Origin of the sequence: Nocardioides nitrophenolicus (assembly GCF_016907515.1) — a bacterium.
Lineage (GTDB): Bacteria > Actinomycetota > Actinomycetes > Propionibacteriales > Nocardioidaceae > Nocardioides > Nocardioides nitrophenolicus.
The window spans coordinates 4,701,805-4,723,504 of record NZ_JAFBBY010000001.1; the positions used below are offsets into that span (position 1 = coordinate 4,701,805).

The 21,700-nt window shown below is 72.7% G+C and carries 25 protein-coding genes; 16 read left to right on the forward strand and 9 right to left on the reverse strand.

Annotated features, from left to right (window positions below; translation table 11 throughout):
- Nucleotides 1-37 precede the first annotated feature (37 nt).
- Nucleotides 38-1,522, forward strand: a complete 1,485-nt coding sequence (locus JOD66_RS22620; RefSeq protein ID WP_204839067.1) for an AlkA N-terminal domain-containing protein — start codon at nucleotides 38-40, stop codon at nucleotides 1,520-1,522.
- Nucleotides 1,523-1,530: 8 nt separating this feature from the next.
- Complete coding sequence (locus tag JOD66_RS22625; RefSeq protein WP_204839068.1) at nucleotides 1,531-2,019, forward strand: methylated-DNA--[protein]-cysteine S-methyltransferase; 489 nt, start codon at nucleotides 1,531-1,533, stop codon at nucleotides 2,017-2,019.
- A gap of 10 nt (nucleotides 2,020-2,029) precedes the next feature.
- On the opposite strand, the gene JOD66_RS22630 is transcribed toward JOD66_RS22625, so the two are convergent.
- Both JOD66_RS22630 and JOD66_RS22635 read right to left on the reverse strand, forming a co-directional pair.
- On the reverse strand, nucleotides 2,030-2,905 hold the full coding sequence (locus JOD66_RS22630) for a hypothetical protein (RefSeq protein ID WP_204839069.1): 876 nt from the start codon (nucleotides 2,903-2,905) through the stop codon (nucleotides 2,030-2,032).
- A gap of 71 nt (nucleotides 2,906-2,976) precedes the next feature.
- Nucleotides 2,977-3,699 (reverse strand): IclR family transcriptional regulator, encoded by a 723-nt coding sequence (locus tag JOD66_RS22635; RefSeq protein ID WP_139622247.1) that lies wholly within the window; start codon nucleotides 3,697-3,699, stop codon nucleotides 2,977-2,979.
- A gap of 100 nt (nucleotides 3,700-3,799) precedes the next feature.
- On the opposite strand from JOD66_RS22635, the gene leuC reads away from it, so the two are divergent.
- The 3 genes from leuC to JOD66_RS22650 all read left to right on the forward strand — a co-directional run bounded on the left by leuC (nucleotide 3,800) and on the right by JOD66_RS22650 (nucleotide 6,708).
- Nucleotides 3,800-5,212: a 3-isopropylmalate dehydratase large subunit gene (gene leuC / locus JOD66_RS22640; RefSeq protein ID WP_204839070.1), complete on the forward strand. Its 1,413-nt coding sequence runs from the start codon at nucleotides 3,800-3,802 to the stop codon at nucleotides 5,210-5,212.
- A 15-nt stretch (nucleotides 5,213-5,227) separates the two neighbouring features.
- Nucleotides 5,228-5,821 carry a 3-isopropylmalate dehydratase small subunit gene (gene leuD / locus JOD66_RS22645; protein WP_204839071.1) on the forward strand — a complete coding sequence of 198 codons (594 nt, stop codon included), beginning with the start codon at nucleotides 5,228-5,230 and terminating at the stop codon, nucleotides 5,819-5,821.
- Nucleotides 5,822-6,108: 287 nt separating this feature from the next.
- Entirely contained in the window at nucleotides 6,109-6,708 is a 600-nt protein-coding gene (locus JOD66_RS22650; RefSeq protein WP_204839072.1) for an HU family DNA-binding protein, read from the forward strand.
- A gap of 63 nt (nucleotides 6,709-6,771) precedes the next feature.
- Here the strand turns inward: JOD66_RS22650 and cofC are convergent, their stop codons facing one another.
- Nucleotides 6,772-7,422, reverse strand: coding sequence for a 2-phospho-L-lactate guanylyltransferase (gene cofC / locus JOD66_RS22655; protein ID WP_204839073.1), 651 nt, complete (start codon nucleotides 7,420-7,422; stop codon nucleotides 6,772-6,774).
- A 72-nt stretch (nucleotides 7,423-7,494) separates the two neighbouring features.
- On the opposite strand from cofC, the gene JOD66_RS22660 reads away from it, so the two are divergent.
- Both JOD66_RS22660 and JOD66_RS22665 read left to right on the forward strand, forming a co-directional pair.
- Nucleotides 7,495-8,247 (forward strand): lysophospholipid acyltransferase family protein, encoded by a 753-nt coding sequence (locus tag JOD66_RS22660; RefSeq protein ID WP_204839074.1) that lies wholly within the window; start codon nucleotides 7,495-7,497, stop codon nucleotides 8,245-8,247.
- Entirely contained in the window at nucleotides 8,247-9,251 is a 1,005-nt protein-coding gene (locus JOD66_RS22665) for an NAD(P)H-dependent glycerol-3-phosphate dehydrogenase (protein WP_204839075.1), read from the forward strand. Before JOD66_RS22660 ends, JOD66_RS22665 begins: the two co-directional genes overlap by 1 nt.
- Before the next feature lie 101 nt (nucleotides 9,252-9,352).
- Here the strand turns inward: JOD66_RS22665 and JOD66_RS22670 are convergent, their stop codons facing one another.
- Together JOD66_RS22670 and JOD66_RS22675 are read right to left on the reverse strand one after the other, a co-directional pair.
- A complete protein-coding gene (locus JOD66_RS22670) occupies nucleotides 9,353-9,703 on the reverse strand; it encodes a GatB/YqeY domain-containing protein (RefSeq protein WP_204839076.1) in 351 nt (116 codons plus the stop codon).
- Nucleotides 9,700-10,815, reverse strand: coding sequence for a trans-sulfuration enzyme family protein (locus tag JOD66_RS22675; protein ID WP_204839077.1), 1,116 nt, complete (start codon nucleotides 10,813-10,815; stop codon nucleotides 9,700-9,702). Before JOD66_RS22675 ends, JOD66_RS22670 begins: the two co-directional genes overlap by 4 nt.
- Nucleotides 10,816-10,839: 24 nt before the next feature.
- Between JOD66_RS22675 and JOD66_RS22680 the strand changes: the two genes are divergently transcribed.
- Nucleotides 10,840-11,964: a D-alanine--D-alanine ligase family protein gene (locus JOD66_RS22680; RefSeq protein ID WP_204839078.1), complete on the forward strand. Its 1,125-nt coding sequence runs from the start codon at nucleotides 10,840-10,842 to the stop codon at nucleotides 11,962-11,964.
- On the opposite strand, the gene JOD66_RS22685 is transcribed toward JOD66_RS22680, so the two are convergent.
- From JOD66_RS22685 to JOD66_RS22695, 3 genes are read right to left on the reverse strand one after another with little or no spacing between them, the layout of a single operon-like run.
- Nucleotides 11,961-12,626 (reverse strand): HAD family hydrolase, encoded by a 666-nt coding sequence (locus tag JOD66_RS22685; RefSeq protein ID WP_204839079.1) that lies wholly within the window; start codon nucleotides 12,624-12,626, stop codon nucleotides 11,961-11,963. The two genes, JOD66_RS22680 and JOD66_RS22685, sit on opposite strands and share 4 nt — an antisense overlap.
- Before the next feature lie 5 nt (nucleotides 12,627-12,631).
- Nucleotides 12,632-13,120 (reverse strand): DUF3515 domain-containing protein, encoded by a 489-nt coding sequence (locus JOD66_RS22690; RefSeq protein WP_204839080.1) that lies wholly within the window; start codon nucleotides 13,118-13,120, stop codon nucleotides 12,632-12,634.
- Nucleotides 13,099-13,335 carry an Lrp/AsnC family transcriptional regulator gene (locus tag JOD66_RS22695; protein ID WP_204839081.1) on the reverse strand — a complete coding sequence of 79 codons (237 nt, stop codon included), beginning with the start codon at nucleotides 13,333-13,335 and terminating at the stop codon, nucleotides 13,099-13,101. The genes JOD66_RS22690 and JOD66_RS22695 overlap by 22 nt, the downstream gene beginning before the upstream one ends.
- Nucleotides 13,336-13,455: 120 nt before the next feature.
- Here JOD66_RS22695 and JOD66_RS22700 point away from each other — a divergent pair, with 120 nt between their 5' ends.
- The gene (locus JOD66_RS22700) at nucleotides 13,456-14,427 is read left to right on the forward strand and encodes a thiamine-phosphate kinase (protein WP_204839082.1); all 972 of its coding nucleotides are present in this window, start codon (nucleotides 13,456-13,458) and stop codon (nucleotides 14,425-14,427) included.
- Nucleotides 14,428-14,675: 248 nt separating this feature from the next.
- On the opposite strand, the gene rpmB is transcribed toward JOD66_RS22700, so the two are convergent.
- Entirely contained in the window at nucleotides 14,676-14,861 is a 186-nt protein-coding gene (gene rpmB, locus JOD66_RS22705; RefSeq protein WP_179724818.1) for a 50S ribosomal protein L28, read from the reverse strand.
- Nucleotides 14,862-14,998: 137 nt separating this feature from the next.
- Between rpmB and JOD66_RS22710 the strand changes: the two genes are divergently transcribed.
- The 7 genes from JOD66_RS22710 (at nucleotide 14,999) to rnc (ending at nucleotide 21,697) form a co-directional block, all read left to right on the forward strand.
- The gene (locus tag JOD66_RS22710; protein WP_204839083.1) at nucleotides 14,999-16,705 is read left to right on the forward strand and encodes a DAK2 domain-containing protein; all 1,707 of its coding nucleotides are present in this window, start codon (nucleotides 14,999-15,001) and stop codon (nucleotides 16,703-16,705) included.
- 10 nt (nucleotides 16,706-16,715) lie between these two features.
- Nucleotides 16,716-18,965: an ATP-dependent DNA helicase RecG gene (locus JOD66_RS22715; protein WP_204839084.1), complete on the forward strand. Its 2,250-nt coding sequence runs from the start codon at nucleotides 16,716-16,718 to the stop codon at nucleotides 18,963-18,965.
- An 8-nt stretch (nucleotides 18,966-18,973) separates the two neighbouring features.
- A complete protein-coding gene (gene rsmD, locus JOD66_RS22720; RefSeq protein WP_204839085.1) occupies nucleotides 18,974-19,567 on the forward strand; it encodes a 16S rRNA (guanine(966)-N(2))-methyltransferase RsmD in 594 nt (197 codons plus the stop codon).
- On the forward strand, nucleotides 19,564-20,049 hold the full coding sequence (gene coaD / locus JOD66_RS22725) for a pantetheine-phosphate adenylyltransferase (RefSeq protein ID WP_204839086.1): 486 nt from the start codon (nucleotides 19,564-19,566) through the stop codon (nucleotides 20,047-20,049). The genes rsmD and coaD overlap by 4 nt, the downstream gene beginning before the upstream one ends.
- Before the next feature lie 110 nt (nucleotides 20,050-20,159).
- Nucleotides 20,160-20,684 (forward strand): YceD family protein, encoded by a 525-nt coding sequence (locus tag JOD66_RS22730; RefSeq protein WP_307823666.1) that lies wholly within the window; start codon nucleotides 20,160-20,162, stop codon nucleotides 20,682-20,684.
- A gap of 42 nt (nucleotides 20,685-20,726) precedes the next feature.
- Nucleotides 20,727-20,912 (forward strand): 50S ribosomal protein L32, encoded by a 186-nt coding sequence (gene rpmF, locus JOD66_RS22735; RefSeq protein WP_038680298.1) that lies wholly within the window; start codon nucleotides 20,727-20,729, stop codon nucleotides 20,910-20,912.
- 113 nt (nucleotides 20,913-21,025) lie between these two features.
- The gene (gene rnc, locus JOD66_RS22740) at nucleotides 21,026-21,697 is read left to right on the forward strand and encodes a ribonuclease III (protein ID WP_275579840.1); all 672 of its coding nucleotides are present in this window, start codon (nucleotides 21,026-21,028) and stop codon (nucleotides 21,695-21,697) included.
- Nucleotides 21,698-21,700 lie beyond the last annotated feature (3 nt).

Below are 21,700 nucleotides of genomic sequence, written 5' to 3' on the forward strand. Positions count from 1 at the left end.
CGAGAGACTGTCGGAGGGGGGCGGCAGGATGGAGGACATGGAGAGCACAGTGACCACGCCGGAGCAGCTCGACTTCGAGCGCTGCTACACCGCCGTGCAGTCGCGCGACCGGCGCTTCGACGGCGTCTTCTACACCGCCGTGCGCTCGACCGGGATCTACTGCCGCCCGTCCTGCCCGGCCCGCACCCCCGCGTCCCGCAATGTCTCCTTCCACCGCACGGCCGCCGCCGCCCAGGCCGCCGGCTACCGCGCCTGCAAGCGCTGCCTGCCCGACGCGACGCCCGGCAGCCCCGACTGGGACGTCGCGGCCACCGTCGCCGGCCGCGCGATGCGGCTGATCGCCGACGGCGTCGTCGACCGCGAGGGAGTCGAGGGGCTCGCGACCCGGCTCGGCTACACCTCGCGCCATCTCTCGCGCCTGCTCACCAGCGAGCTCGGCGCCGGTCCGCTCGCGCTCGCCCGAACCCAGCGCGCCCAGACCGCGCGGGCGCTCGTCGAGAGCACCACGCTCAGTCTCGCCGACGTCGCGTTCGCGGCCGGCTTCTCCAGCGTGCGGCAGTTCAACGACACCATGCTGGAGGTGTACGACGCCACGCCCAGCCAGCTGCGCGGTCGGAAGGCGCCCGCGGGCGGACAGGTCCCGGGCGCGATCGACCTCCGGATCGCCGTCCGTACGCCGTTCCGGGGATCCGCGCTGCTGCGCTTCCTCGCCGACCGCGCGGTCCCCGGCGTCGAGGTCGCCGAGGTGCGGGCCGACGGCAGCGGCGTCTACGCCCGCACGCTCGACCTGCCCCACGGTGCTGGTGTCGCGCGGGTCGAGCTGGCGGACCTCGACGGTGTCGGGTCGTCGTACCTCCCCCTGCGCCTGGCGCTCGACGACCTGCGCGACACGACCGCCGCGCTGGCCCGGATGCGGGCGCTGCTCGACGCCGACGCCGACCCGGTGGCCGTCGACGCCCACCTGTCCGCCGATCCGGTGCTGGCGCCGCTCGTCGCCGCCCGGCCCGGACTGCGGGTGCCGGGGCATGTCGACGGCGCGGAGGTGGCGGTGCGCGCGGTCCTCGGCCAGCAGGTCACCGTCGTGGCGGCGCGCACCGCCGCCGCCCGGCTGGTCGCCGCGCACGGCCGTCCCGTGGCGACGGGCGTCGACGGGCTCACCCACCTGTTCCCGGACGCGGCCACCGTGGCGGCCTTGGCACCCGAGGAGTTCCGGATGCCGCGGGCCCGCGGCCGCGCGCTGGTCGGGCTCTGCGCGGCCATCGCGGCGGGCGAGGTGGCGCTGGACCGCGGCCCCGACCGCGGCGACGTACGCCGCAGCCTGCTGGCGCTGCCCGGGATCGGCCCCTGGACGGCCGACTACATCGCGCTGCGCGCGCTCGGCCACCCCGACATCTGGCTGCCGACCGACGTCGGCGTACGCAACGCGCTGGCGTGCCACCCCGGCGCCGACCTCACCCCGGAGGCATGGGCGCCGTGGCGCTCCTACGCCCTCCTGCACCTGTGGACCTCGTTGGAAGGATGAGAACTGCCATGTGGACCGTCATCGAATCGCCCATCGGGCCCTTGCGCCTCGTCGAGCAGGACGGCGCGATCACCGCGATCGAGTTCTCGCCGTTCCGCGACGGCGCCCGACCGCTCGGCGCCGAGGGCGCCGACCACCCCGTGCTGACGGCCGCCGCGGCCCAGCTCGCCGAGTACTTCGCCGGTGACCGCACCGAGTTCGACCTGCCGCTCGCTCCCGTGGGCAGCGCCTGGCAGCGCCAGGTGTGGGCCCAGCTGCTCGGCATCGGCTACGGCGAGACCGCGTCGTACGGCGAGATCGCGGCCCGGCTCGGCAAGACGAATGCCGCCTCGCGCGCCGTCGGCACCGCCAACGGCGCGAACCCGATCCCCATCGTGATCCCGTGCCACCGGGTGATCGGCGCCAACGGCACGCTCACCGGGTACGCCGGCGGGCTGGAGCGCAAGCAGCTGCTGCTCGAGCTGGAGCGGGTGCCGGCTCAGGACGCCCTGTTCTGAGCGGGCCGGCTCAGGCCGGGTCCTCGTAGGTGACCTGCAGCGAGCACAGGCCGTTGTTGAAGTTCCTGAGGTTCGACATCGTGATCGCGAAGGTGTGCTGGGCGTCGATCAGCAGGTTGACCGGCGTCGTGGTCGTCGTCACGACGATGCTCCCCGCGCCGCCGGACCCGAGCGGCGTCGTGCTGTCGGAGGTGAGCCCGGTCGGGGTGGGCAGATAGCGCACCAGGTTCAGGGAGTAGGTGTCGGCGGAGGTGCCGTCGTAGACCGACGCCGTGACCGACGTGATCCGCGACCCGACGGGCAGTGTCAGCGGCACACTGCCGCTGGCCGTCGTGGTGTTGTCGAAGTTGGTGACGCAGCCGTTGGTCGTCCCGTAGCCCGCGGTGGTGGAGCCGGTCAGCACCATCGCCCACGGACTGATCGCCAGCGTGTGGCTGGTCGGGACCCGGCGGTAGTAGCCCACCACGTCGGCGTCGACCCTGGTCCTCCCCTTCGTTCCGGCCAGCGTGACCTGGCCGCCACCGAGCGCGACGGAGGCCTGGGTCGCGACGGCCTTGCGGGCCGCGGACCAGGCGAGGACCGGGGTGCGCGGGACGCTGCTGCCGCTGGCCCAGGCCCGCAGCGCCCCCGGCGTCGAGCCCTTGGCCTGGATCGCGAGGGCGACCGCGACCGCGTCCGCGGGAACGCCGCACCGGCCGACGACAGGAACCACGGCCTGACGCTTCTTCTTGAGCTTGACGATGGGCAGGCCGCAAGGGGCGATCGGCACGTACTCCGAGCGTTCCCCGGCCGCGGGGCGCGCGTCGGCCGGCGTACCGGAGGCGACGGCGGTGGCTGCGGCGAGAGCCAGAGCGGCGGTGAGAGCGGTGAAGGTGGACCTGGACATGGGCGTCTCCCGAAGGGGTGGGTCCTCGGAGCGTACTGCTGGGTCGACCCCGCCGGTATGGCCCTGGAGGACTACTCCGCGGCAGCCCGTCGCAGCGACTCCGAGAGCCGCTCGGCGGCGGCGAGCACCGCGGGAGCGTGCATCCGGCCGGGCTGACGCGACAGCCGCTCGAGCGGGCCGGAGACCGACACCGCGGCGATCACCTTCCCGCCGGGGGAGCGGACCGGAGCCGACACCGAGGCCACGCCCTGCTCGCGCTCGCCGACCGACTGCGCCCAGCCGCGGCGGCGGATCGCGGAGAGCTCGGCGGCGGAGAAGGCGGAGTTCTGCAGGCCGCGGTGGATCCGCTCCGGGTCGTCCCACGCGAGCAGGACCTGCGCGGCCGAGCCGGCGCGCATGGTGAGCTGGGAGCCGATCGGGATGGTGTCGCGCAGGCCGGAGGGGCGCTCGGCGGCGGCGACGCAGACGCGGTGGTCGCCCTGACGGCGCCACAGCTGCGCGGACTCGCCGGTGATGTCGCGCAGCCGCGCGAGCACCGGGCCGGCGGTCGCGAGCAGCCGGTCCTCGCCGGCGGCGGCGGAGAGCTCTGCAAGACGCGGGCCGAGGACGAAGCGGCCCTGCATGTCGCGCGCCACGAGGCGGTGGTGCTCGAGGGCGACCGCCAGCCGGTGGGCGGTCGGCCGGGCCAGGCCGGTGCCGGCGACGAGGCCCGCCAGGGTGGCCGGGCCGGACTCAAGTGCGGTGAGCACCAGGGCCGCCTTGTCGAGTACGCCGACGCCGCTCGAGTTGTCCATATGGCAATACTGCCGTCTCGGATCCTGGGATGCAAGAGTACGCTGGATCTCGGTCGGCGGCAGAGGTGCCGTCGACGACCCGAACGAGGAGGAGCGAGTCATGGGCAAGACCCTGGCGGAGAAGGTGTGGGACGAGCACGTCGTCCGATCGACCCCGGGGGAGCCGGACCTCCTCTACATCGACCTCCACCTCATCCACGAGGTCACCAGCCCGCAGGCCTTCGACGGCCTGCGGCTCGCCGGTCGCAAGGTGCGCCGTCCGGACCTGACCCTGGCGACCGAGGACCACAACGTGCCCACGCTGGACTGGGACAAGCCGATCGCCGACCCGGTGAGCAAGACCCAGGTCGACACGCTGCGCAAGAACGCCGAGGAGTTCGGCGTCCGGCTGCACCCGCTCGGCGACGTCGAGCAGGGCATCGTCCACGTCGTCGGCCCGCAGCTCGGCCTGACCCAGCCCGGCATGACCATCGTCTGCGGTGACTCGCACACCAGCACCCATGGGGCGTTCGGTGCGATCGCCTTCGGCATCGGTACCTCGGAGGTCGAGCACGTGCTCGCCACCCAGACCCTGCCCCAGGCCCGGCCGAAGACCATGGCCGTGACCGTCAACGGCAGCCTGGCCGAGGGCGTCACCGCGAAGGACCTGATCCTCTACCTGATCACCCAGACCGGAACCGGCGGTGGCCAGGGCTACATCGTCGAGTACCGCGGCGCCGCCATCGAGGCGCTTTCGATGGAGGGCCGGATGACGGTCTGCAACATGTCCATCGAGTGGGGCGCCAAGGCCGGCATGATCGCGCCCGACGAGACCACCTTCGCCTACATCGAGGGCAAGGCCGAGGCGCCCAAGGGTGCCGAGTGGGACGCCGCCGTCGCGCACTGGAGGACCCTGGTCACCGACGCCGACGCGACCTTCGACAAGGAGATCGTGATCGACGCGGCCGACGTGACGCCGTTCGTCACGTGGGGCACGAACCCCGGACAGGGCGCGCCGCTCGGCGCCAACGTCCCCTCGCCCGACGACTTCGAGGACCCCTCCGACAAGCTCGCCGCCGAGAAGGCGCTGGAGTACATGGGTCTCGAGGCCGGCCAGCCGCTGCGCTCGGTCAAGGTCGACACCGTCTTCGTCGGCTCCTGCACCAACGGCCGGATCGAGGACCTGCGTCTCGCCGCCGAGATCATCAAGGGTCACAAGGTCGCCGAAGGCACCCGCCTGCTCGTCGTACCGGGCTCGGTGCGGGTGCGCAACCAGGCCATGGAGGAGGGCCTCGACAAGGTCTTCGTCGAGGCCGGCGCCGAGTGGCGTGGTGCGGGCTGCTCGATGTGCCTGGGCATGAACCCCGACACGCTCGCCCCGCAGGAGCGCAGCGCGTCGACGTCCAACCGCAACTTCGAGGGCCGGCAGGGCAAGGGCGGACGTACCCACCTGGTGTCGGTCCCCGTCGCCGCCGCCACCGCCGTCAAGGGCACGCTGGCCTCTCCGGCCGACCTGTCCGCCGAGCTGGTCTGAGAAGGAGACAGCGTCATGGAGAAGTTCACCTCCCACACCGGTACGGCGCTCCCGCTGCGTCGCAGCAACGTCGACACCGACCAGATCATCCCGGCGGTCTACCTCAAGCGGGTGACGCGCACCGGCTTCGAGGACGGCCTGTTCGCCGCATGGCGCAACGACCCGGAGTTCGTGGCCAACAAGCCCGAGTACCAGGGCGTGTCGATCCTGGTCGCCGGTCCCGACTTCGGCACCGGGTCCTCGCGCGAGCACGCCGTGTGGGCGCTGATGGACTACGGCTTCAAGGTCGTGCTGTCGAGCCGGTTCGCCGACATCTTCCGCGGCAACTCCGGCAAGGCCGGGCTGCTCTCGGTGCCGGTCGAGCAGGACGTGATCGAGCAGCTGTGGGCGGCGATCGAGGCCGACCCCACCACGCAGATCACCGTCGACCTCGAGTCCCGCACGGTCACCTGCGGCGACCTCGTCGCGCCCTTCCAGATCGACGACTACACCCGCTACCGGCTGCTCAACGGTCTCGACGACATCGGCATCACGCTCGGCAACGAGGCCGACATCGCGGCGTACGAGAGCGGTCGACCGAGCTGGAAGCCGGTCACCCAGCACGCCTGAGTAGTGGCTGAAACCCCTCTGGGACGGGCCGATTCGCGACATTCGCGAGTCGGCCCGTCGGCTTTCCCGGATTCGCCCGGATCGGTGCGTGAGGGCCGCTCAGGGCGAAAAAGGGCCCGAAACGGCCGAAATACCGCAGAAATCACGAAAAAAGAGGCACCAACTTCGGCGTGGTGATTGTGAGCGTGTCTACTAGTGCCTAGCGTTCCCATGAAAGGACGGCTGGGCGAGGGCTCGGCCGCAACAGCCCAAGGGACGCCCGGCGCGGCGTTTCGGAAGGACAGGTAGTGAACAAGTCTCAGTTGATCGACGCGCTGGCCGACCGCTTCGAGGGAAGCCGCAAGGACGCGGCGCACGCCCTCGACGCGGTTCTCGACACGATCACCCGTCAGGTCGCGAAGGGCGAGAAGGTCGCCATCACCGGCTTCGGCTCCTTCGAGAAGGCCGTCCGCAACGCCCGTTGGGTCCGCAACCCGCAGACCGGCGAGCGCGTGAAGACCAAGAAGAAGGCCGTTCCGAAGTTCAGCGCCGGCGCTGACCTGAAGAACGTCGTGTCGGGCGCCAAGAAGCTCCCGGCCCTGCCGAAGCCGGCCAAGAAGGCCGCTGCTCCGGCGAAGAAGGCCGCGACGACCGTCGCCAAGAAGGCCGCCGCTCCGGCCAAGAAGGCGGCCACCACCGTCAAGAAGGCGGCGCCCGCGAAGAAGGCGGCTCCGGCGAAGAAGGCCGCTCCCGCGAAGAAGGCTCCGGCCAAGAAGGCGCCCGCCGCCAAGAAGGCCGCTCCCGCGAAGAAGGCCCCGGCCAAGAAGGCGCCCGCCGCCAAGAAGGCCCCCGCCAAGAAGGCTCCGGCCAAGAAGGCTCCGGCCAAGAAGACCGCGAAGAAGGCCTGACGCCAGCTTCGACGTCCATTCGAACGGGCCGCACTCCACGACGAGTGCGGCCCGTTCGGCGTCTCAGGGGCGACGGGGGAGGGAGCCGATCGTGCGCACCACGGCGGTCGACGCGGGCCCGAGCCCGAGCGCGATCGCGTCGGTGAGACTGTCCAGGTCGTCGACGTCGCGACGCAGCGTCACCAGTTCCCCGGCCAGCGCGCGGGCCCCGGAACCCCCATGGGCACTGGCCGATCCCACGCCGTAGCGCGGGTCGAACTCGTCGTACGCCGCGGAGTAGAGCGTGGTTCCCGTCGTGTCGGCGTCGCGCACGAAGCACGGCCCCGGCTGCGAGCCGGCGTCGACGAGCGCCGCCGCGAGGTCCTCGGAGGTGAGCGCGGGCAGGTCGGCGCACAGCGCGACGGGCCGCAGGTCCGGCCGTTCGGCACGCAGCACGGCAGCCGCGTGCCGCAGAGCGGCGTTGAGGCCACCGCCCGGATCCGCACAGGTCCGCGCGCCACGCGCGGCGAGCGTGGCGGCGAAGGCGTCGTCGTCGCTGACCACCAGCACCCCCGCCACGCCGGAGGTCCGCAGGCAGGCGTCGACGACATCGGTCGCGAACGCGGCCGCGAGCCGCGAGCGCTCGTCGTCGCGCAGCGTCCCGAGCCGGGACTTGCCCGTGCCCGGCGACTTCACCGGCAGCAGCACGGCGAAGGAGCCCGGACGCGTGAACACCCCGCAATCCTGTCAGGCGGCCCGGTCGTGCCCCGGAGTGCCCACGGCGACTGAGCGGTAACCTGCATTCTCGTGAGTGTGCGCAAGCTGCAGGAGAAGCGGGGATGGGCCTTCAACATCGCCGTACCCATCATCAAGCCCACGCTCCTGGCGACCACCCGGCGCGAATGGATCGGCGGGGAGAACATCCCCGAGAGCGGCGGCTTCATCATCGCCCTCAACCACATCTCCCACGTCGACCCGCTCACCGCCGCACACCTCGTCTACGACCACGGCTACAAGCCGCGCTATCTCGCCAAGTCCGGCCTCTTCGACAACAAGGCCCTCGGCTTCTTCCTGCGCAGCGCCGGACAGATCCCGGTGAAGCGGGAGACCAAGGACGCCGTCGGTGCGTACGCCGCCGCGGTGGAGGCGGTGCGAGAGGGCCAGTGCGTCGTGATCTACCCGGAGGCCACGATCACCCGCGACCCCGACATGTGGCCGATGAAGGGCAAGTCGGGCGCGGCCCGGATCGCGTTGGAGACCGGCTGTCCGGTGATCCCGGTCGGACAGTGGGGAGCCCACGAGATCCTGCCGCCGTACACCAAGCGGCCGCACCTCGTGCCCCGCCACAAGGTCGTGATGCGGGTCGGGCCGCCCGTCCAGCTCGAAGACCTGCGGGCCAAGGAGCGCACCATCGCCGTCGTCAACGAGGCGACCGAGCGGATCATGACCGCGATCACCCATCAGCTCGAGCTGGTGCGCGGCGAGACCGCGCCCGCCGAGCGCTACGACATGGCCGTGCGCGGCGACCGGTTCAAGAAGAACAAGAAGGCGGCGAGCTGATGGGCAACAAGGTCGCGGTGCTCGGCGCCGGATCCTGGGGGACGGCGTTCTCGATCGTGCTGGCCGACGCCGGCAACGACGTGAGCATGTGGGCGCGGCGCGAGGAGGTCGCCGCCTCGATCAACGAGCGGCACGAGAACGTCGACTACCTCTCCGGCATCGAGCTGCCCCGCCGGATCACGGCCACGCACGACCCCGAGCAGGCGCTCGCCGGCGCCGACGTCGTCGTGCTCGCCGTACCGTCGCAGTCGCTGCGCGACAACCTCCCCACCTTCCTGCCGTACGTCGAGTCCGACGCCGTCCTCGTGTCCTTGATGAAGGGCGTCGAGCTCGGCACCCTCAAGCGGATGTCGGAGGTGATCGCCGAGGTCGGCGACATCGCCGCCGACCGGATCGCCGTCGTCAGCGGCCCCAACCTCGCCCGCGAGATCGCCCGCCGCGAGCCGGCCGCCTCGGTCGTCGCCTGCGCCGACGAGAGCGTCGCGACCAGGCTCCAGAGCCGGCTGCACTCCCCGGCGTTCCGGCCCTACACCAGCGTCGACGTCCTCGGCTGCGAGTACGGCGGCGCCTACAAGAACGTGGTCGCGCTGTGCGTCGGCATGGCCGTAGGCCAGGGCTTCGGCGACAACACCACCGCCTCGCTGATCACCCGCGGCCTCGCCGAGACCGCCCGCCTCGCCATGAACCTCGGCGCCAACCCGCTCACCCTGATGGGTCTCGCGGGCCTCGGCGACCTCGTCGCCACCTGCTCCTCGCCGCTGTCGCGCAACCGCACCTTCGGCGAGAAGCTGGGCCAGGGGATGACCGTCGAGGAGATCTACGCCTCGACCCGTCAGGTCGCCGAGGGCGCCAAGTCCTGCTCGTCGCTGCGCGCCCTCGCCGCCCGGACCGGCGTGGACGCGCCGATCGTGGACGCGGTCGACGAGGTGGTGCAGGGGCGGATGACGACGTCGCAGCTGATGGATGCGTTCATCAGTCGGGACACGAAGGCTGAGCTGAGCTGAGCGGCTGCAGGAATCGCCGGTCGACCGGCGATTCCTGCACTGGGCGGCCATTGCAACGCCCGACAAGTGCAAGAAACGCCCGCCCAGTGCAACGGGTGGGGCTAGAGGTACGCCGCCAGCAGCTCCGCCGCGGCCCGCAGCTCCGCCGCCCGCTCGGGCGCCTGCGCCTCCACCTGACCCGCCGCGGCCAGCCGCTCGTCCCTCTCACCCGCGACCAGCGTCCGTACGTCGTCATCGGTGAGCTCGCGCCGCGCGGCCTCGGCCGCGCCCAGCCCCATGGCCGCGCCGGCGATCGGTCCGGCACTCGTCGTCCGCGACGACTCGGTCACCGGCACCGCCTCGGCGTTCGCGACCACGGCCGTCATGGTCCGCAGCACCTTCACCCGCGGGAGATCGCGGGCCTTCATCGCCGTGGCGAGGTCGGCCCGCAGCCGAGCGGCGAGCTCGCTCATGCGTTGATCCTGTCGAGCGCCTGCTTCAGGTCGGCCCACAGGTCCTCGACGTCCTCGATGCCGACGGAGAGCCGCACCAGGCCCTCGGGAATCGTCGCGGGCTCGAGCTTCCACCGGCGCCGGCGCTCGAAGGTCGACTCCACGCCGCCGAGCGAGGTGGTGTGGACCCACAGGGAGGTGGCGCGGACCAGGAAGTCGCCGGCGTCGGCGCCGCCGGCGAGGACCGGCGCGACGATCGCGCCGAAGCCGGGATAGCGGACCTCCGCTACGGCGGGGTGGTCGGCGAGGCGGCGGGCCAGCTCGGACGCGTTGGCGGCGGCCCGCTCGAGGCGGACGTGGAGGGTGCGCAGGCCGCGCAGGGCCAGCCAGGCCTCGAACGGACCGGGTACGGCGCCGGCCAGGTCGCGGCGGCCCTTGAGGGCGCCGTACACCTCGTCGTCGGTCCCCTCGGCGGGCACGACGATCGCGCCCATCAGGACGTCGCTGTGCCCCGCGATGTACTTCGTGGCCGAGTGCACGACGATGTCCGCACCGAGCGACAGCGGCTGCTGGAGCAGGGGAGTGGCGAAGGTGTTGTCGACGACGACCCGGATGCCGAGCTCGTGCGCGGCCGCGGTCAGGGCGGGGATGTCGGCGATCTCCAGGGCCGGGTTCGTGGGGGACTCCAGCCAGAGCAGACCGCAGTCCTCGTCGGCCTGCAGGGCGGCGATGACGGCGGCGGTGTCGGTGATGTCGACCAGCGTCGCCTTCAGCCGGCCCCGGGACTCGGCGTCGGCGAGCGCGGTCACCGAGCCGTTGTAGGCGTGCCGCGGCGCGATCACGCTGCTGCCGATGCCGACCAGGTCCAGGATCGTGGTCACCGCGGCCATGCCCGACGAGAACGCCAGCGCCCGGCCACCCTCCAGCGCGCCGAGGGCATCCTCGAAGGCGGACCAGGTGGGATTGCCGTAGCGGCCGTACTCCAGCTCGCCGGTCGCGCCGTACGTCGAGGTCATCGTGATCGGCACGTTCATCGGCTGGTCGGGCTCATGGGGCGGCCGACCCGCGGTGACGGCGACGGTCGCGGGGTGCAGCGGACGAGGCGGGCGGGGTGCGGACTCGGAGCCGGACATGTCCCAAAGGTAGGGTCTTCGCCGATGAGCTCTCCCACCGGCCGCCGTGTCCGCGTCGCTGTCGTCTTCGGCGGCCGCTCCAGTGAGCACGCCATCTCGTGCGTGACCGCCGGGAGCGTGCTGCAGGCGATCGACCGCGACAAGTACGACGTCGTCCCGATCGGCATCGCCACCGACGGCCGCTGGGTGCTCGAGGCCGACGACCCGCAGCGGCACCGGATCACCGGTCCCGGCCAGCTGCCCGCTGTCGACGGCGGTCGTGCCCCCGTCGCGCTCGCGCCCACCAGCGACGGCACCGGCCTGGTCGTCAGCGAGCCCGCGGAGACGCCGCGCGAGCTGGGCGACGTCGACGTCGTCTTCCCGCTGCTGCACGGCCCCTGGGGCGAGGACGGCACCATCCAGGGACTGTTCGAGATGTCCGACGTCCGCTACGTCGGGTCCGGCGTACTCGCGTCCGCGGTCAGCATGGACAAGGCGTTCATGAAGGTCGTCCTCAAGGACGCCGGGTTGCCCGTGATGCCGAGCGTGACGGTCACCGCGCGCGAGTGGAAGGCCGACCCGCAGGCGGTGCGCGAGCGCGCCGCTGCCCTCGGCTACCCGCTGTTCGTGAAGCCCGCCCGAGGCGGCTCCAGCATCGGCATCGCCAAGGCGCATGCGCCCGACGAGCTCGACGACGCCCTCCAGGGCGCGCTCGAGCACGATCCGAAGGTGCTGGTCGAGGTGTCCGCCGAGGGTGCCCGCGAGATCGAGTGCGGCGTACTGGAGGCCCTCGACGGCGGCGTCGAGACCAGCCTGCCCGCCGAGATCCGGATCACCGGCGAGCACGAGTTCTACGACTTCGAGGCGAAGTACCTGCCCGAGGAGCACACCGAGCTCGACGTCCCAGCGATCCTGCCCGACGGTGTCGAGGAGCGGATGCGCGCGATGGCGGCGGCCGCGTTCACGGCGGTGGGCTGCGAGGGGCTCGCACGGGTCGACTTCTTCCTGATGCCCGACGGATCGCTCGTCGTCAACGAGCTCAACACGATGCCGGGCTTCACGCCGCTGTCGATGTTCCCGCAGATGTGGGCCGCGACCGGGGTGACGTACGGCGAACTGGTCGACCGGCTGCTCACCCTGGCCCTGCAGCGCGACACCGGGCTGCGCTAGACCGTCAGCCGGGCCACGGCCGCGGGAAGCCGCGCCATGTCGTCGATGACGACGTCCGCTCCGGACAGCATCGGGGCGGGCGTCGCGCCGGCGAACCCGACGACGGGCATGCCCGCCGCGACGGCGGCTGCCACGCCCGCGGGGCTGTCCTCGACGACGACGCACCGCTGCGGAGGTACGCCGACACGGGCCGCGGCATGCAGGAACAGGTCCGGCGCCGGCTTGCCGCGCGCCACGTCCTCGGTGCTGAAGATCCGTCCGCGGAACTGGTCGAGCAGGCCGGTCAGCCCCAGCACCCGCTCGATGCGCCGGTGGGAGCCGGACGACGCGACGCAGGTGAGGTGGCCGGCCCCGGCCAGGAGGGCCAGCGCCTCGACGATGCCCGGCACCGCCGTCAGCTCTGCCGCGAAGACCGCGTCGTTGGCCGCGACCCGGCGCTCGCGGAAGTCCGCGGGTAGGGGGCGGCCGATCCGGCTCTCGATGTTGGCCTGGATGGCCGGCCACGGGCGTCCCAGATGCTGGGCCTGGATCTCGGCCAGCGTGATCGGCCATCCGAGCTCGGCGAGCATGGCCATCTCGACGCGCTGGACCAGGGGCTCGCTGTCGACGAGCACCCCGTCGCAGTCGAGCACGACCAAGGGCGGGGCAGTGCTCGTCGTCATGACGCTCAGTCGCAGTCGTCGACCAGGGTGAGGTGCTGCTTGACCAGCGGCGCCAGCACCGCCATCGCGGCCGGACCGGCGTTCGGCCGGTAGCGCGCGGGGATGCTGATCTCGATCCGCGGCCGGTAGCCGGCGGTGGTGAGGGTCAGGTCGAGGTCCTGGTCGGTGTACTGCTCGTCGGGCAGGTAGTAGCCGACGCCGTTCGCCGACTCGCAGGACGCGGTCTCGTCGAAGCCCTTCGGCACGCCGACACCGCAGCGGACCACGATCGCCGGGTCGCCGTACGCCGCGGCGGGGGCGTCGGCCGGCTCGATGTCGACCCGCTTCTCGTCGTACAGGGTGTCGGGCAGGTCCGCGGCGAAGGCGTCGCAGGCGTCCTGGTCCGCGGCCGACAGCTTCGGTACGTCGACCGGGACCGGTCCGCCGCACCCGGCCGCCACGAGGGCGACGGGGACGGCGAGGCCGGCGAGGATCAGATGTGGACGACGGGGCACGTGAGCGTGCGGGTGATGCCCTCGAGGTTCTGCACCTTCGAGACCACGAGCTTGCCCAGCTCGTCGACGTTGCGGGCCTCGGCACGCACGATCACGTCGTACGGTCCGGTGACGTCCTCGGCCAGCGTGACGCCGGCGATCGCACCGACCTCGCGCGCGACCTCGGCCGCCTTGCCGACATCGGTCTGGATCAGGATGTAGGCCTGCACCGTCATGGGGTCACGCTCCCGCCGGATAGGTGTGGTGGAACTGCCTCAACCTACCGCGCACCCCCGGCGGAACAGAACTCGCGAGCCGGCCGGGCTACCCACGGGTACGTCTGGTGGGATGGGGCCATGGCTGACGCGATCGCACCGGACACGACGCTTGCGGACCTCGGCGAGTTCGGGCTGATCGCCCGGATCGGCGAGCTGGTCGCCGTCACCGCGCCCGGTGAGGACGTGCTGATCGGCCCCGGCGACGACGCCGCGGTGCTGCGGGTGCGCAAGGGACATGTTGTCGTGTCGACCGACGTCCTGGTCGAGGGTCGCCACTTCCGGCGCGACTGGGTCGAGGCGTACGACGTCGGGCGCCGCGCCGCGGCCCAGAACCTCTCCGACATCAACGCCATGGGCGGTCGGGCCCAGTGGCTCACCGTCGGCCTCGCGGCGCCCGCCGACCTGCCGGCCCAGTGGGCACTCGACTTCACCCGCGGGTTCGCCGAGGAGTGCGCCACCGTCGGCGCCGGCCTGGTCGGCGGTGACGTCACCCGCGCCGACCAGGTCGTCATCTCCGTCACCGTCCTCGGCGCCTGCACCGTCTCGCCCGTGCGGCGCTCCGGCGCCGCGCCCGGCGACGTGCTCGCGCTGTGCGGGCGTCAGGGCTGGTCCGCCGGCGGCCTCGCCGTCCTCGGCCGCGGCTTCCGCTCGCCCCGGGTGTTGGTCGAGGCCTACCGCCGCCCCGAGCCGCCCTACGCCGCCGGCCCGGTCGCCGCCGAGGCCGGCGCCACCTCCATGATCGACGTCTCCGACGGACTGCTCGCCGACGCCGCCCACCTCGCCGAGGACTCCGGCGTCACGATCGATGTCGAGACCGCCTCGTTCGACGTACCGGAGCCGTTGCTCGCCGTCGGCCAGGCCACCGGCGCCGACCCGCTCCAGTTCATCCTCGGCGGGGGAGAGGACCACCCGCTGCTCGCCACCTTCCCGCCGGGGGTGGCGCTGCCGGAGGGATGGGTGCGGATCGGGTCGGTGTCGGATCGCGGGGAGCTGCCGGTCACAGTCGACGGGTCGGCGTACGACGGGCCGACGGGGTGGACCCACTTCTGACCGACCCGGCAGAAACTGGCTCCGGTTTCGCGCCGACCCGGCAGAAACTGGCTCTGGTTTCGCGCCGACCCGGCAGAAACTGGCTCCGGTTTCGCGCCGACCCGCAGAAACTCGCCGACCGTGCGCAGGCGCGCGAGCCACTTTCTGCCGGGTCGGCGGCCTACGGACGACACTTTCCGCCGGGTCGGCCAAAACACATCGACCCGCCGCGGGTGAGCGGCGGGTCGAGGAGAAGTGCGTGGGTCAGGTCAGCGGGAGACCTTGCCGGCCTTGAGGCAGCCGGTGCAGACGTTCATCCGCTTCGGGGTGCCGTTGACGACGGCGCGCACCCGCTGGATGTTGGGGTTGAAGCGGCGCTTGGTGATCTTGCGCGACCACGGCCGGTTGTTGCCGAAGGTCGGCTTCTTGTCGCAGATGTCGCACACGGCGGCCATGGTTGTCACTCCTGGATCGCGGATCTAAGGTTCACGGGCGGCCCGCGCGCTCAGAGGGCGCTTCGGGCAACCGGACGAGAATAGCCGACGGGGCCGCGCCCGCCGAAATCGGCGGAGCTTCATCTAGGGTGACCCCGATGGACGAGCGGACGGTGCCCGGGGAGGGGCGGAGCGGGATCGCGCTCTCGTCCGTGGTCCGGTTCGTCGACATCGCGGTGGACGCCCTGGCGGGCGCGCGCGAGGAGGTCGACGCCCTCAACGTCTATCCGGTGCCCGACGGCGACACCGGCACCAACATGTACCTCACCGTCGTCGCGGCCCGCGACGCCATCCGTACGACGCTCGGCGAGGACGCCGACGACCCCGACCGGGTGGCCGACATCGGGGTTCCCCTGGCGGCGCTCGCGCGCGGCGCCCTGCTCGGCGCGCGCGGCAACTCGGGGGTGATCCTCAGCGAGATGCTGGGTGCCGCCGCGCGCCGGATCGCCGCGGCGACGCCGCGGGAGCGCAACGGCGTGGTCATGGCCGAGGCGCTCCAGCAGGCCTCGGCCGCGAGCTATGCCGCGGTGGGGGAGCCGGTCGAGGGCACCATGCTGACCGTGATGCGTGCCGCCGCCGAAGCAGGTACGACGGCCGCCACCGTCCCGGGTGCCCGCAGCAGCGACGTGCTCACGGCCGCGGCCGCCGCGGCCCGTGAGGCGCTGGGGCACACCCCCGAGCAGCTCGACGTGCTCGCCCAGGCCGGGGTGGTGGACGCGGGCGGGCGGGGGCTGTCGGTGATCCTGGACGCGGCGGAGACGGTGCTGACCGGTCGCCGGCCGATCCCGGTGACGGCGCCGCTCGGCAGCCACCTGATCCCGGTGCCCCATGTGGAGCCGGCGGGCGACGAGCTGAGTGCCGACGGCCCGGCGTACGAGGTGATGTACCTGCTCGACACCGACGACGACCAGGCGCCTCGGCTGCGGGAGCGGCTCGGCGAGCTGGGGGACTCGGTGGTCGTGGTGGGCCGCGACGGGCTCTGGAACGTCCACGTCCACACCGACGACGTCGGCGCCGCGATCGAGGTCGGCCTGGAGGCGGGGCGGCCGCACCGGATCCGGGTGACCCACTTCGCCGAGCAGATCGCCGCGCAGTCCGCGGCCCAGACCACCGCCGACACCCTGGCCCCCCTCGCGGGCCGTCGGGTGGTCGCGGTGGCGGCGGGGCCCGGGCTGGCGGCGCTGTTCGAGGAGGCCGGCGCCGAGGTCGTCCTCGGCGGTCCGGGCCGGCGCCCCTCGACCGGCGAGCTGCTGGAGGCGATCACCAGGTGCGGGGCCCGCGAGGTGGTGGTGCTCCCCAACGACGAGCCGACCATCCGGGCCGCGCTGGCCGCCGCGAGCACCGCGGAGGCCGACCACGGCACCCGCGGCCTGCGGGTCGCGGTGATCCCGACCCACACCCAGGTCCAGGGCCTGGCGGCGGTCGCGGTCCACGAGCCGGGTCGCGCGTTCGACCAGGACGTCACCGAGATGACCGCGACCGCCCGCCACGTGCGCCACGGCGCGGTGACCATCGCCGCCCGGCAGGCGATGACCATGGCCGGCCCCTGCGAGCCGGGTGACGCCCTCGGCGTGATCGCCGGCGACTTCGCCGTCGTCGGCGACGACCTCGGCGCGGTGGCGCTCGTCGTCCTCGACCGGCTGCTGGCGGCGGGAGGCGAGCTGGTCACCATCGTCAGCGGCGTCGACGGCGAGGGCCTGGTCGACCGCGCGACGGCCTGGGTCGAGGAGTTCCACCCCCATGTCGACGTCGTGGTGTACGACGGTGGCCAGGAGCGCTACCCGCTGCTGATGTCCGTCGAATGAGAGACCACCGGTGATCACCCTCGACTCCCCGCTGACCGCGGTCCTCGGCGCGGCCACCCCGGCCAAGCGCAAGAGGTTCGCGGAGGGCCTCGGCCTGCAGACCGTCGGGGACCTGCTGCGCCACTTCCCGCGGCGCTACCTGGAGACCGGCTCGCTGACCCGGATCGACAACCTGCGGATCGGCCAGCTGCTGTGCGTGGTCGGCGAGATCGCCGAGTGCGAGATCAAGAGCTACCGCGACCGTCGCACCGGCCGACCGGCGTACCGCGTCGAGGCGGTGCTGCGCACCGGTGGCCCGCGGCTGAAGATGACCTTCTTCGCCAAGAACCAGGGCACCGCCGGGTGGCAGGCCCGCCGGGTCGCGGTCGGCAACCGTGGGGTCTTCCTCGGCAAGGCCGACCGGTTCCGCGACCAGTGGCAGCTGGTCAACCCGGCGATGACGATCTTCGGGATGGGCGACGAGGCCGAGGGTGGAGGAGACGGCGTCGAGGACGTGCTCGACTTCGGCCCGCTGTTCCCCATCTACCCGCTCACCAAGGGCGTCGAGACCTGGGACATCGCCCGCGCGGTCACCTTCGCGCGCCAGGTCCTGGAGCCGGTCGCCGACCTGCTGCCCGACGAGCTGCGCGCGGAGTACGACGTCGTCGGGATCCAGCAGGCCTACGACTGGGTCCACCAGCCCGACGACCGCGACCAGGTCGCGCGGGCCCACCACCGGTTCCGGTTCGAGGAGGCCCTGATCACCCAGCTGGTGCTCGGCCGGCGTCGCCGGGCCCGGCGCGCGGAGGGCGCGACGGCGCGCACCGGGGGAGTGAGCGAGGTGCTGGCCGCGTTCGACGCCCGGCTGCCCTTCGAGCTCACCGCCGGCCAGGCGTCGATCGGCAGGGAGATCGAGCACGACCTCGCCCAGCCGCACCCCATGAACCGCCTGCTGCAGGGCGAGGTCGGCTCCGGCAAGACCCTGGTCGCGCTCCGTGCGATGCTCCGGGTCGTCGACTCCGGTGGCCAGGCGGCGCTGCTCGCGCCGACCGAGGTGCTCGCCCAGCAGCACTACCGCTCGATCGCCGCCATGCTGGGCGACCTCGGCGAGGGCGGCACCATCTTCGGCTCCGGCGAGGGGACGCGCGTCGAGCTGCTCACCGGCTCGATGACCAAGACCCAGCGCACCGGCCCGCTCTCACGGGTCGCCAGCGGCGAGGCCGGCCTGGTGATCGGCACCCACGCCCTGCTCCAGGACCAGGTGATGTTCGCCGACCTCGGCCTGGTCGTCGTCGACGAGCAGCACCGCTTCGGCGTCGAGCAGCGGGCGGCGCTCACCGACAAGGCCGCCGCGCCGCCCCACCTCCTCGTGATGACCGCGACCCCGATCCCGCGCACCGTCGCGATGACGGTCTTCGGCGACCTGGAGACCTCCACCCTCAGCGAGCTGCCCGCGGGCCGCGCGCCGATCCAGACCAATGTCGTCCCGCTCGCCGAGCAGCCGGGCTGGATCGGCCGGGTGTGGGAGCGGGTGCGCGAGGAGGTCGGCAAGGGCCACCAGGTCTACGTCGTGTGCCCCCGCATCTCCGGCGACGAGCCCGAGGCCGGCCAGGTCGACGCCGTCGACGTGCCCGACGAGGACGCCCCGGCCGAGGAGACCCCGCGGCCGCCGGCCGCGGCCGTCGAGAAGGTCGTCGGCCGGCTCGCCCAGGGCCCGCTGGCCGGCATCCGGGTGACCGGCCTGCACGGCCGGCTGCCGGCGGACGAGAAGGACGCCACCATGCGGGCCTTCGCCGCGGGCGAGGTCGACGTCCTCGTCTCCACCACGGTGATCGAGGTCGGCGTCGACGTCGCCAACGCCACGACGATGGTGATCCTCGACGCCGACCGGTTCGGCATCTCCCAGCTCCACCAGCTGCGCGGCCGGGTCGGTCGTGGCGGCCTGCCCGGGCTGTGCCTGCTGGTCAGCCACGCCGAGGCGGACTCGCCGTCCCGGGAGCGCCTGGAGGCGGTCGCCTCGACCACCGACGGCTTCGTGCTGAGTCGGATCGACCTCGAGATGCGCCGCGAGGGCGACGTTCTCGGCGCCTCGCAGGCCGGCGGCCGCTCCAGCCTGGAGAACCTGCGGGTGCTGCGCGACGAGGACACCATCCTCACCGCACGCGAGGCCGCCGAGGGCCTGCTCGACGCGGACGCCGAGCTCGGCCAGGCGCCGGAGCTCGCCGCGGCCGTGCGCGAGCTCGAGCAGTCCCAGCTCGCCGGGTTCGTGGACAAGTCGTAGGAGGGCCCGTGACCCGCATCATCGCCGGCCGCGCCGGCGGCCGCCGGCTGCAGACCCCCAAGGGCGACCAGACCCGCCCCACGAGCGACCGGGTCCGCGAGGCGCTGTTCTCCGCGATCGAGGCCTGGGCCGGCTCGCTCCACGACCTGCGCTTCCTGGACCTGTACGCCGGGTCGGGTGCGATCGGCCTCGAGGCCTGGTCCCGAGGCGCCGCGGCCGTGACCCTCGTCGAGGCCGACCGGCGCACGGCCGAGCTGGTCCGCGCCAACGCCCGCGCGGTCGGGTGCGAGGTGGCCGACGTGGTCGCCCGCTCGGTCGCCACGGTGCTCGCCGAGCCCGCGCGGGCGGCGTACGACCTGGTGTTCAGCGACCCGCCCTACCCGCTGTCCGACGGGGCGGTCGCGGCCGATCTCGCGCTCCTCGTCGAGCACGGCTGGCTCGCCGACGGCGCGCTGGTGGTCGTGGAGCGCTCACGCCGCAGCCCCGAGCCGGCCTGGCCCGCGGGCCTGCGACCGCTCGCGGGCAAGCGCTGCCTGAAGAAGTACGGCGAGACCCACCTGTGGCTGGCCGAGCGGAACGAGCCCGATAGCCTCGGCCCATGACCCGCGCGGTGTGCCCCGGCTCCTTCGACCCGGTCACCAACGGCCACGTCGACATCTTCCGCCGCACCGCCGGGCTCTTCGACGAGCTCGTCGTGGCGACCGGCACCAACATCTCCAAGTCCCGGCTCTTCGACCCCGAGGAGCGGCTCGAGATGCTGCGCGAGGCGTGCGCGGACCTGCCCAACGTGACGGTGATGGGGTTCACCGGCCTGATCGTCGACTTCTGCCGCGAGATCGACGCCCACGCCATCGTCAAGGGCCTGCGCGGCGGCAACGACTACGAGTACGAGCTGCCGATGGCCCAGATGAACGCCCACCTCACCGGCGTGGAGACGATCTTCGTGCCGACCACGGCGAGCCTGGGCTACGTGTCGTCCAGCCTGGTCAAGGAGGTCGCGATGCTGGGCGGCGACGTCTCGGCCCTGGTGCCCCCGGCGGTGCAGGCGCGGCTGACCGCCAAGATCGCCTCGCGGCAGGGCTGACCGGGGCCTGATTTGGCCGCCTCCGACCCGCGCGACTAATATCGACCTGATCTGTTGTGCCCGGACCTGGAAGCGAACCCCTGAACAACCTGGACCCGAGAGCGCCGCTCGTGCTCGACACTCGCGAGCTCGGCCGCCGCCCGGGGTCCCAGCGTCAGGTGTCGCGGACGGTTCCGGCCCCGGCAGATCTGGGCATCGAAGTCCTCTCCGTCCCCGAGGGCGCGCCGGTCGAGCTCGACCTGCGCCTGGAGGCGGTCATGGAAGGCGTGCTCGTCACCGGGACGGCCTCGGCCGGCCTGGAGGGTGAGTGCGTGCGGTGCCTGGAGCCGATCCGTGACGACCTCACGGTGACCTTCCAGGAGCTGTTCGTCTACGACGACATCCGTGACGCCGAGGGAGCAGAAGAGGACGACGAGGTCAGCATGCTTCAGGACGACCTGCTCGACCTGGAGACCGTGCTGCGGGACGCGGTGGTGCTCGCACTACCGTTCCAGCCCTTGTGCCAGGACGACTGTCCCGGGTTGTGCCCCGAGTGCGGGATGCGACTCGTCGACGAGCCGGACCACACGCACGAGGCTGCGATCGACCCGCGGTGGGCGGCGCTGACCGAGCTCAAGCAAGACCCCACGGACTGAAGAGGCGCTCGCCCCGAGCGCACCCGAACCAAGGAGAAGACAGTGGCTGTTCCGAAGCGGAAGATGTCGCGCAGCAACACGCGGCACCGTCGCTCGCAGTGGAAGGCTGTCGCCCCGTCGCTGGTGACCTGCGCCAACCCGGCCTGCGGCGCCAAGCACCTCCCGCACCGCGCCTGCGGCACCTGCGGCCAGTACGGCGCGCGCGCCGAGCGTCGCCAGGTCCTCTGACCCACCCGGTCGACCCAGGCCAGTCGAGTCAGGTCAGCGGCATCACCGACTACGTCGAGCTGCGTCGAGCGCTCGGGGATCCGGTCCTGGACCCCGAGCTGCTCGAACGCGCGATGACGCACCGCTCCTACGCCTACGAGAACGGTGGTCTTCCGACCAACGAGAGGCTGGAGTTCCTCGGCGACTCGGTGCTGGGCGTCGTGGTCACCGAGACGCTCTACCTGGCGCATCCGGACCTCTCCGAGGGCCGGCTCGCCAAGCTGCGCGCGGCCGTCGTCAACGCCCGCGCGCTGGCCGGCGTCGCCCGTGAGATCGGGCTGGGCGCCCACATCAAGCTGGGCCGCGGCGAGGAGGCGACCGGCGGTCGCGACAAGGCCTCGATCCTGTCCGACACGGTCGAGGCCGTGATCGGCGCGGTCCACCTCAGCGGCGGCATCGAGGTCTCCTCGACCCTGGTCCACCGCCTCTTCGACCCGCTCATCGAGGCGGCCTCCGCCCTCGGCGCGGGCCTCGACTGGAAGACCTCGCTGCAGGAGCTGGCCGCCGACCAGTCCCTCGGCGTGCCGGAGTACGTCATCGAGGACGACGGTCCCGACCACATGAAGACCTTCACCGCGCAGGTCCGGGTCGGCGACAGGCTCTACGGCAACGGCACCGGCCGCTCCAAGAAGGAGGCCGAACAGGGCGCCGCCGAGACGGCGTACGGCGAGATCGCCGCCACCCTCGGGCTCGACGCCGACGGCCGCCCCGTCGCCGACGGCCGCTCGAGCTCCGCCGGCGGCTGACCG

Excerpts from the sequence above, each read along its gene's own strand:
- JOD66_RS22680 (WP_204839078.1), top strand. The coding sequence starts at position 10,840 with ATGAGCTCTCCCACCGGCCGCCGTGTCCGCGTCGCTGTCGTCTTCGGC.
- rnc (WP_275579840.1), top strand. The coding sequence starts at position 21,026 with ATGACGCACCGCTCCTACGCCTACGAGAACGGTGGTCTTCCGACCAAC.
- JOD66_RS22670 (WP_204839076.1), bottom strand. The coding sequence starts at position 9,703 with ATGAGCGAGCTCGCCGCTCGGCTGCGGGCCGACCTCGCCACGGCGATG.
- leuD (WP_204839071.1), top strand. The coding sequence starts at position 5,228 with ATGGAGAAGTTCACCTCCCACACCGGTACGGCGCTCCCGCTGCGTCGC.
- JOD66_RS22675 (WP_204839077.1), bottom strand. The coding sequence starts at position 10,815 with ATGTCCGGCTCCGAGTCCGCACCCCGCCCGCCTCGTCCGCTGCACCCC.
- JOD66_RS22635 (WP_139622247.1), bottom strand. The coding sequence starts at position 3,699 with ATGGACAACTCGAGCGGCGTCGGCGTACTCGACAAGGCGGCCCTGGTG.
- JOD66_RS22685 (WP_204839079.1), bottom strand. The coding sequence starts at position 12,626 with ATGACGACGAGCACTGCCCCGCCCTTGGTCGTGCTCGACTGCGACGGG.
- rpmB (WP_179724818.1), bottom strand. The coding sequence starts at position 14,861 with ATGGCCGCCGTGTGCGACATCTGCGACAAGAAGCCGACCTTCGGCAAC.
- JOD66_RS22620 (WP_204839067.1), top strand. The coding sequence starts at position 38 with ATGGAGAGCACAGTGACCACGCCGGAGCAGCTCGACTTCGAGCGCTGC.
- JOD66_RS22710 (WP_204839083.1), top strand. The coding sequence starts at position 14,999 with ATGGACGAGCGGACGGTGCCCGGGGAGGGGCGGAGCGGGATCGCGCTC.
- leuC (WP_204839070.1), top strand. The coding sequence starts at position 3,800 with ATGGGCAAGACCCTGGCGGAGAAGGTGTGGGACGAGCACGTCGTCCGA.
- coaD (WP_204839086.1), top strand. The coding sequence starts at position 19,564 with ATGACCCGCGCGGTGTGCCCCGGCTCCTTCGACCCGGTCACCAACGGC.
- JOD66_RS22625 (WP_204839068.1), top strand. The coding sequence starts at position 1,531 with ATGTGGACCGTCATCGAATCGCCCATCGGGCCCTTGCGCCTCGTCGAG.
- JOD66_RS22695 (WP_204839081.1), bottom strand. The coding sequence starts at position 13,335 with ATGACGGTGCAGGCCTACATCCTGATCCAGACCGATGTCGGCAAGGCG.
- JOD66_RS22630 (WP_204839069.1), bottom strand. The coding sequence starts at position 2,905 with ATGTCCAGGTCCACCTTCACCGCTCTCACCGCCGCTCTGGCTCTCGCC.
- JOD66_RS22700 (WP_204839082.1), top strand. The coding sequence starts at position 13,456 with ATGGCTGACGCGATCGCACCGGACACGACGCTTGCGGACCTCGGCGAG.
- JOD66_RS22665 (WP_204839075.1), top strand. The coding sequence starts at position 8,247 with ATGGGCAACAAGGTCGCGGTGCTCGGCGCCGGATCCTGGGGGACGGCG.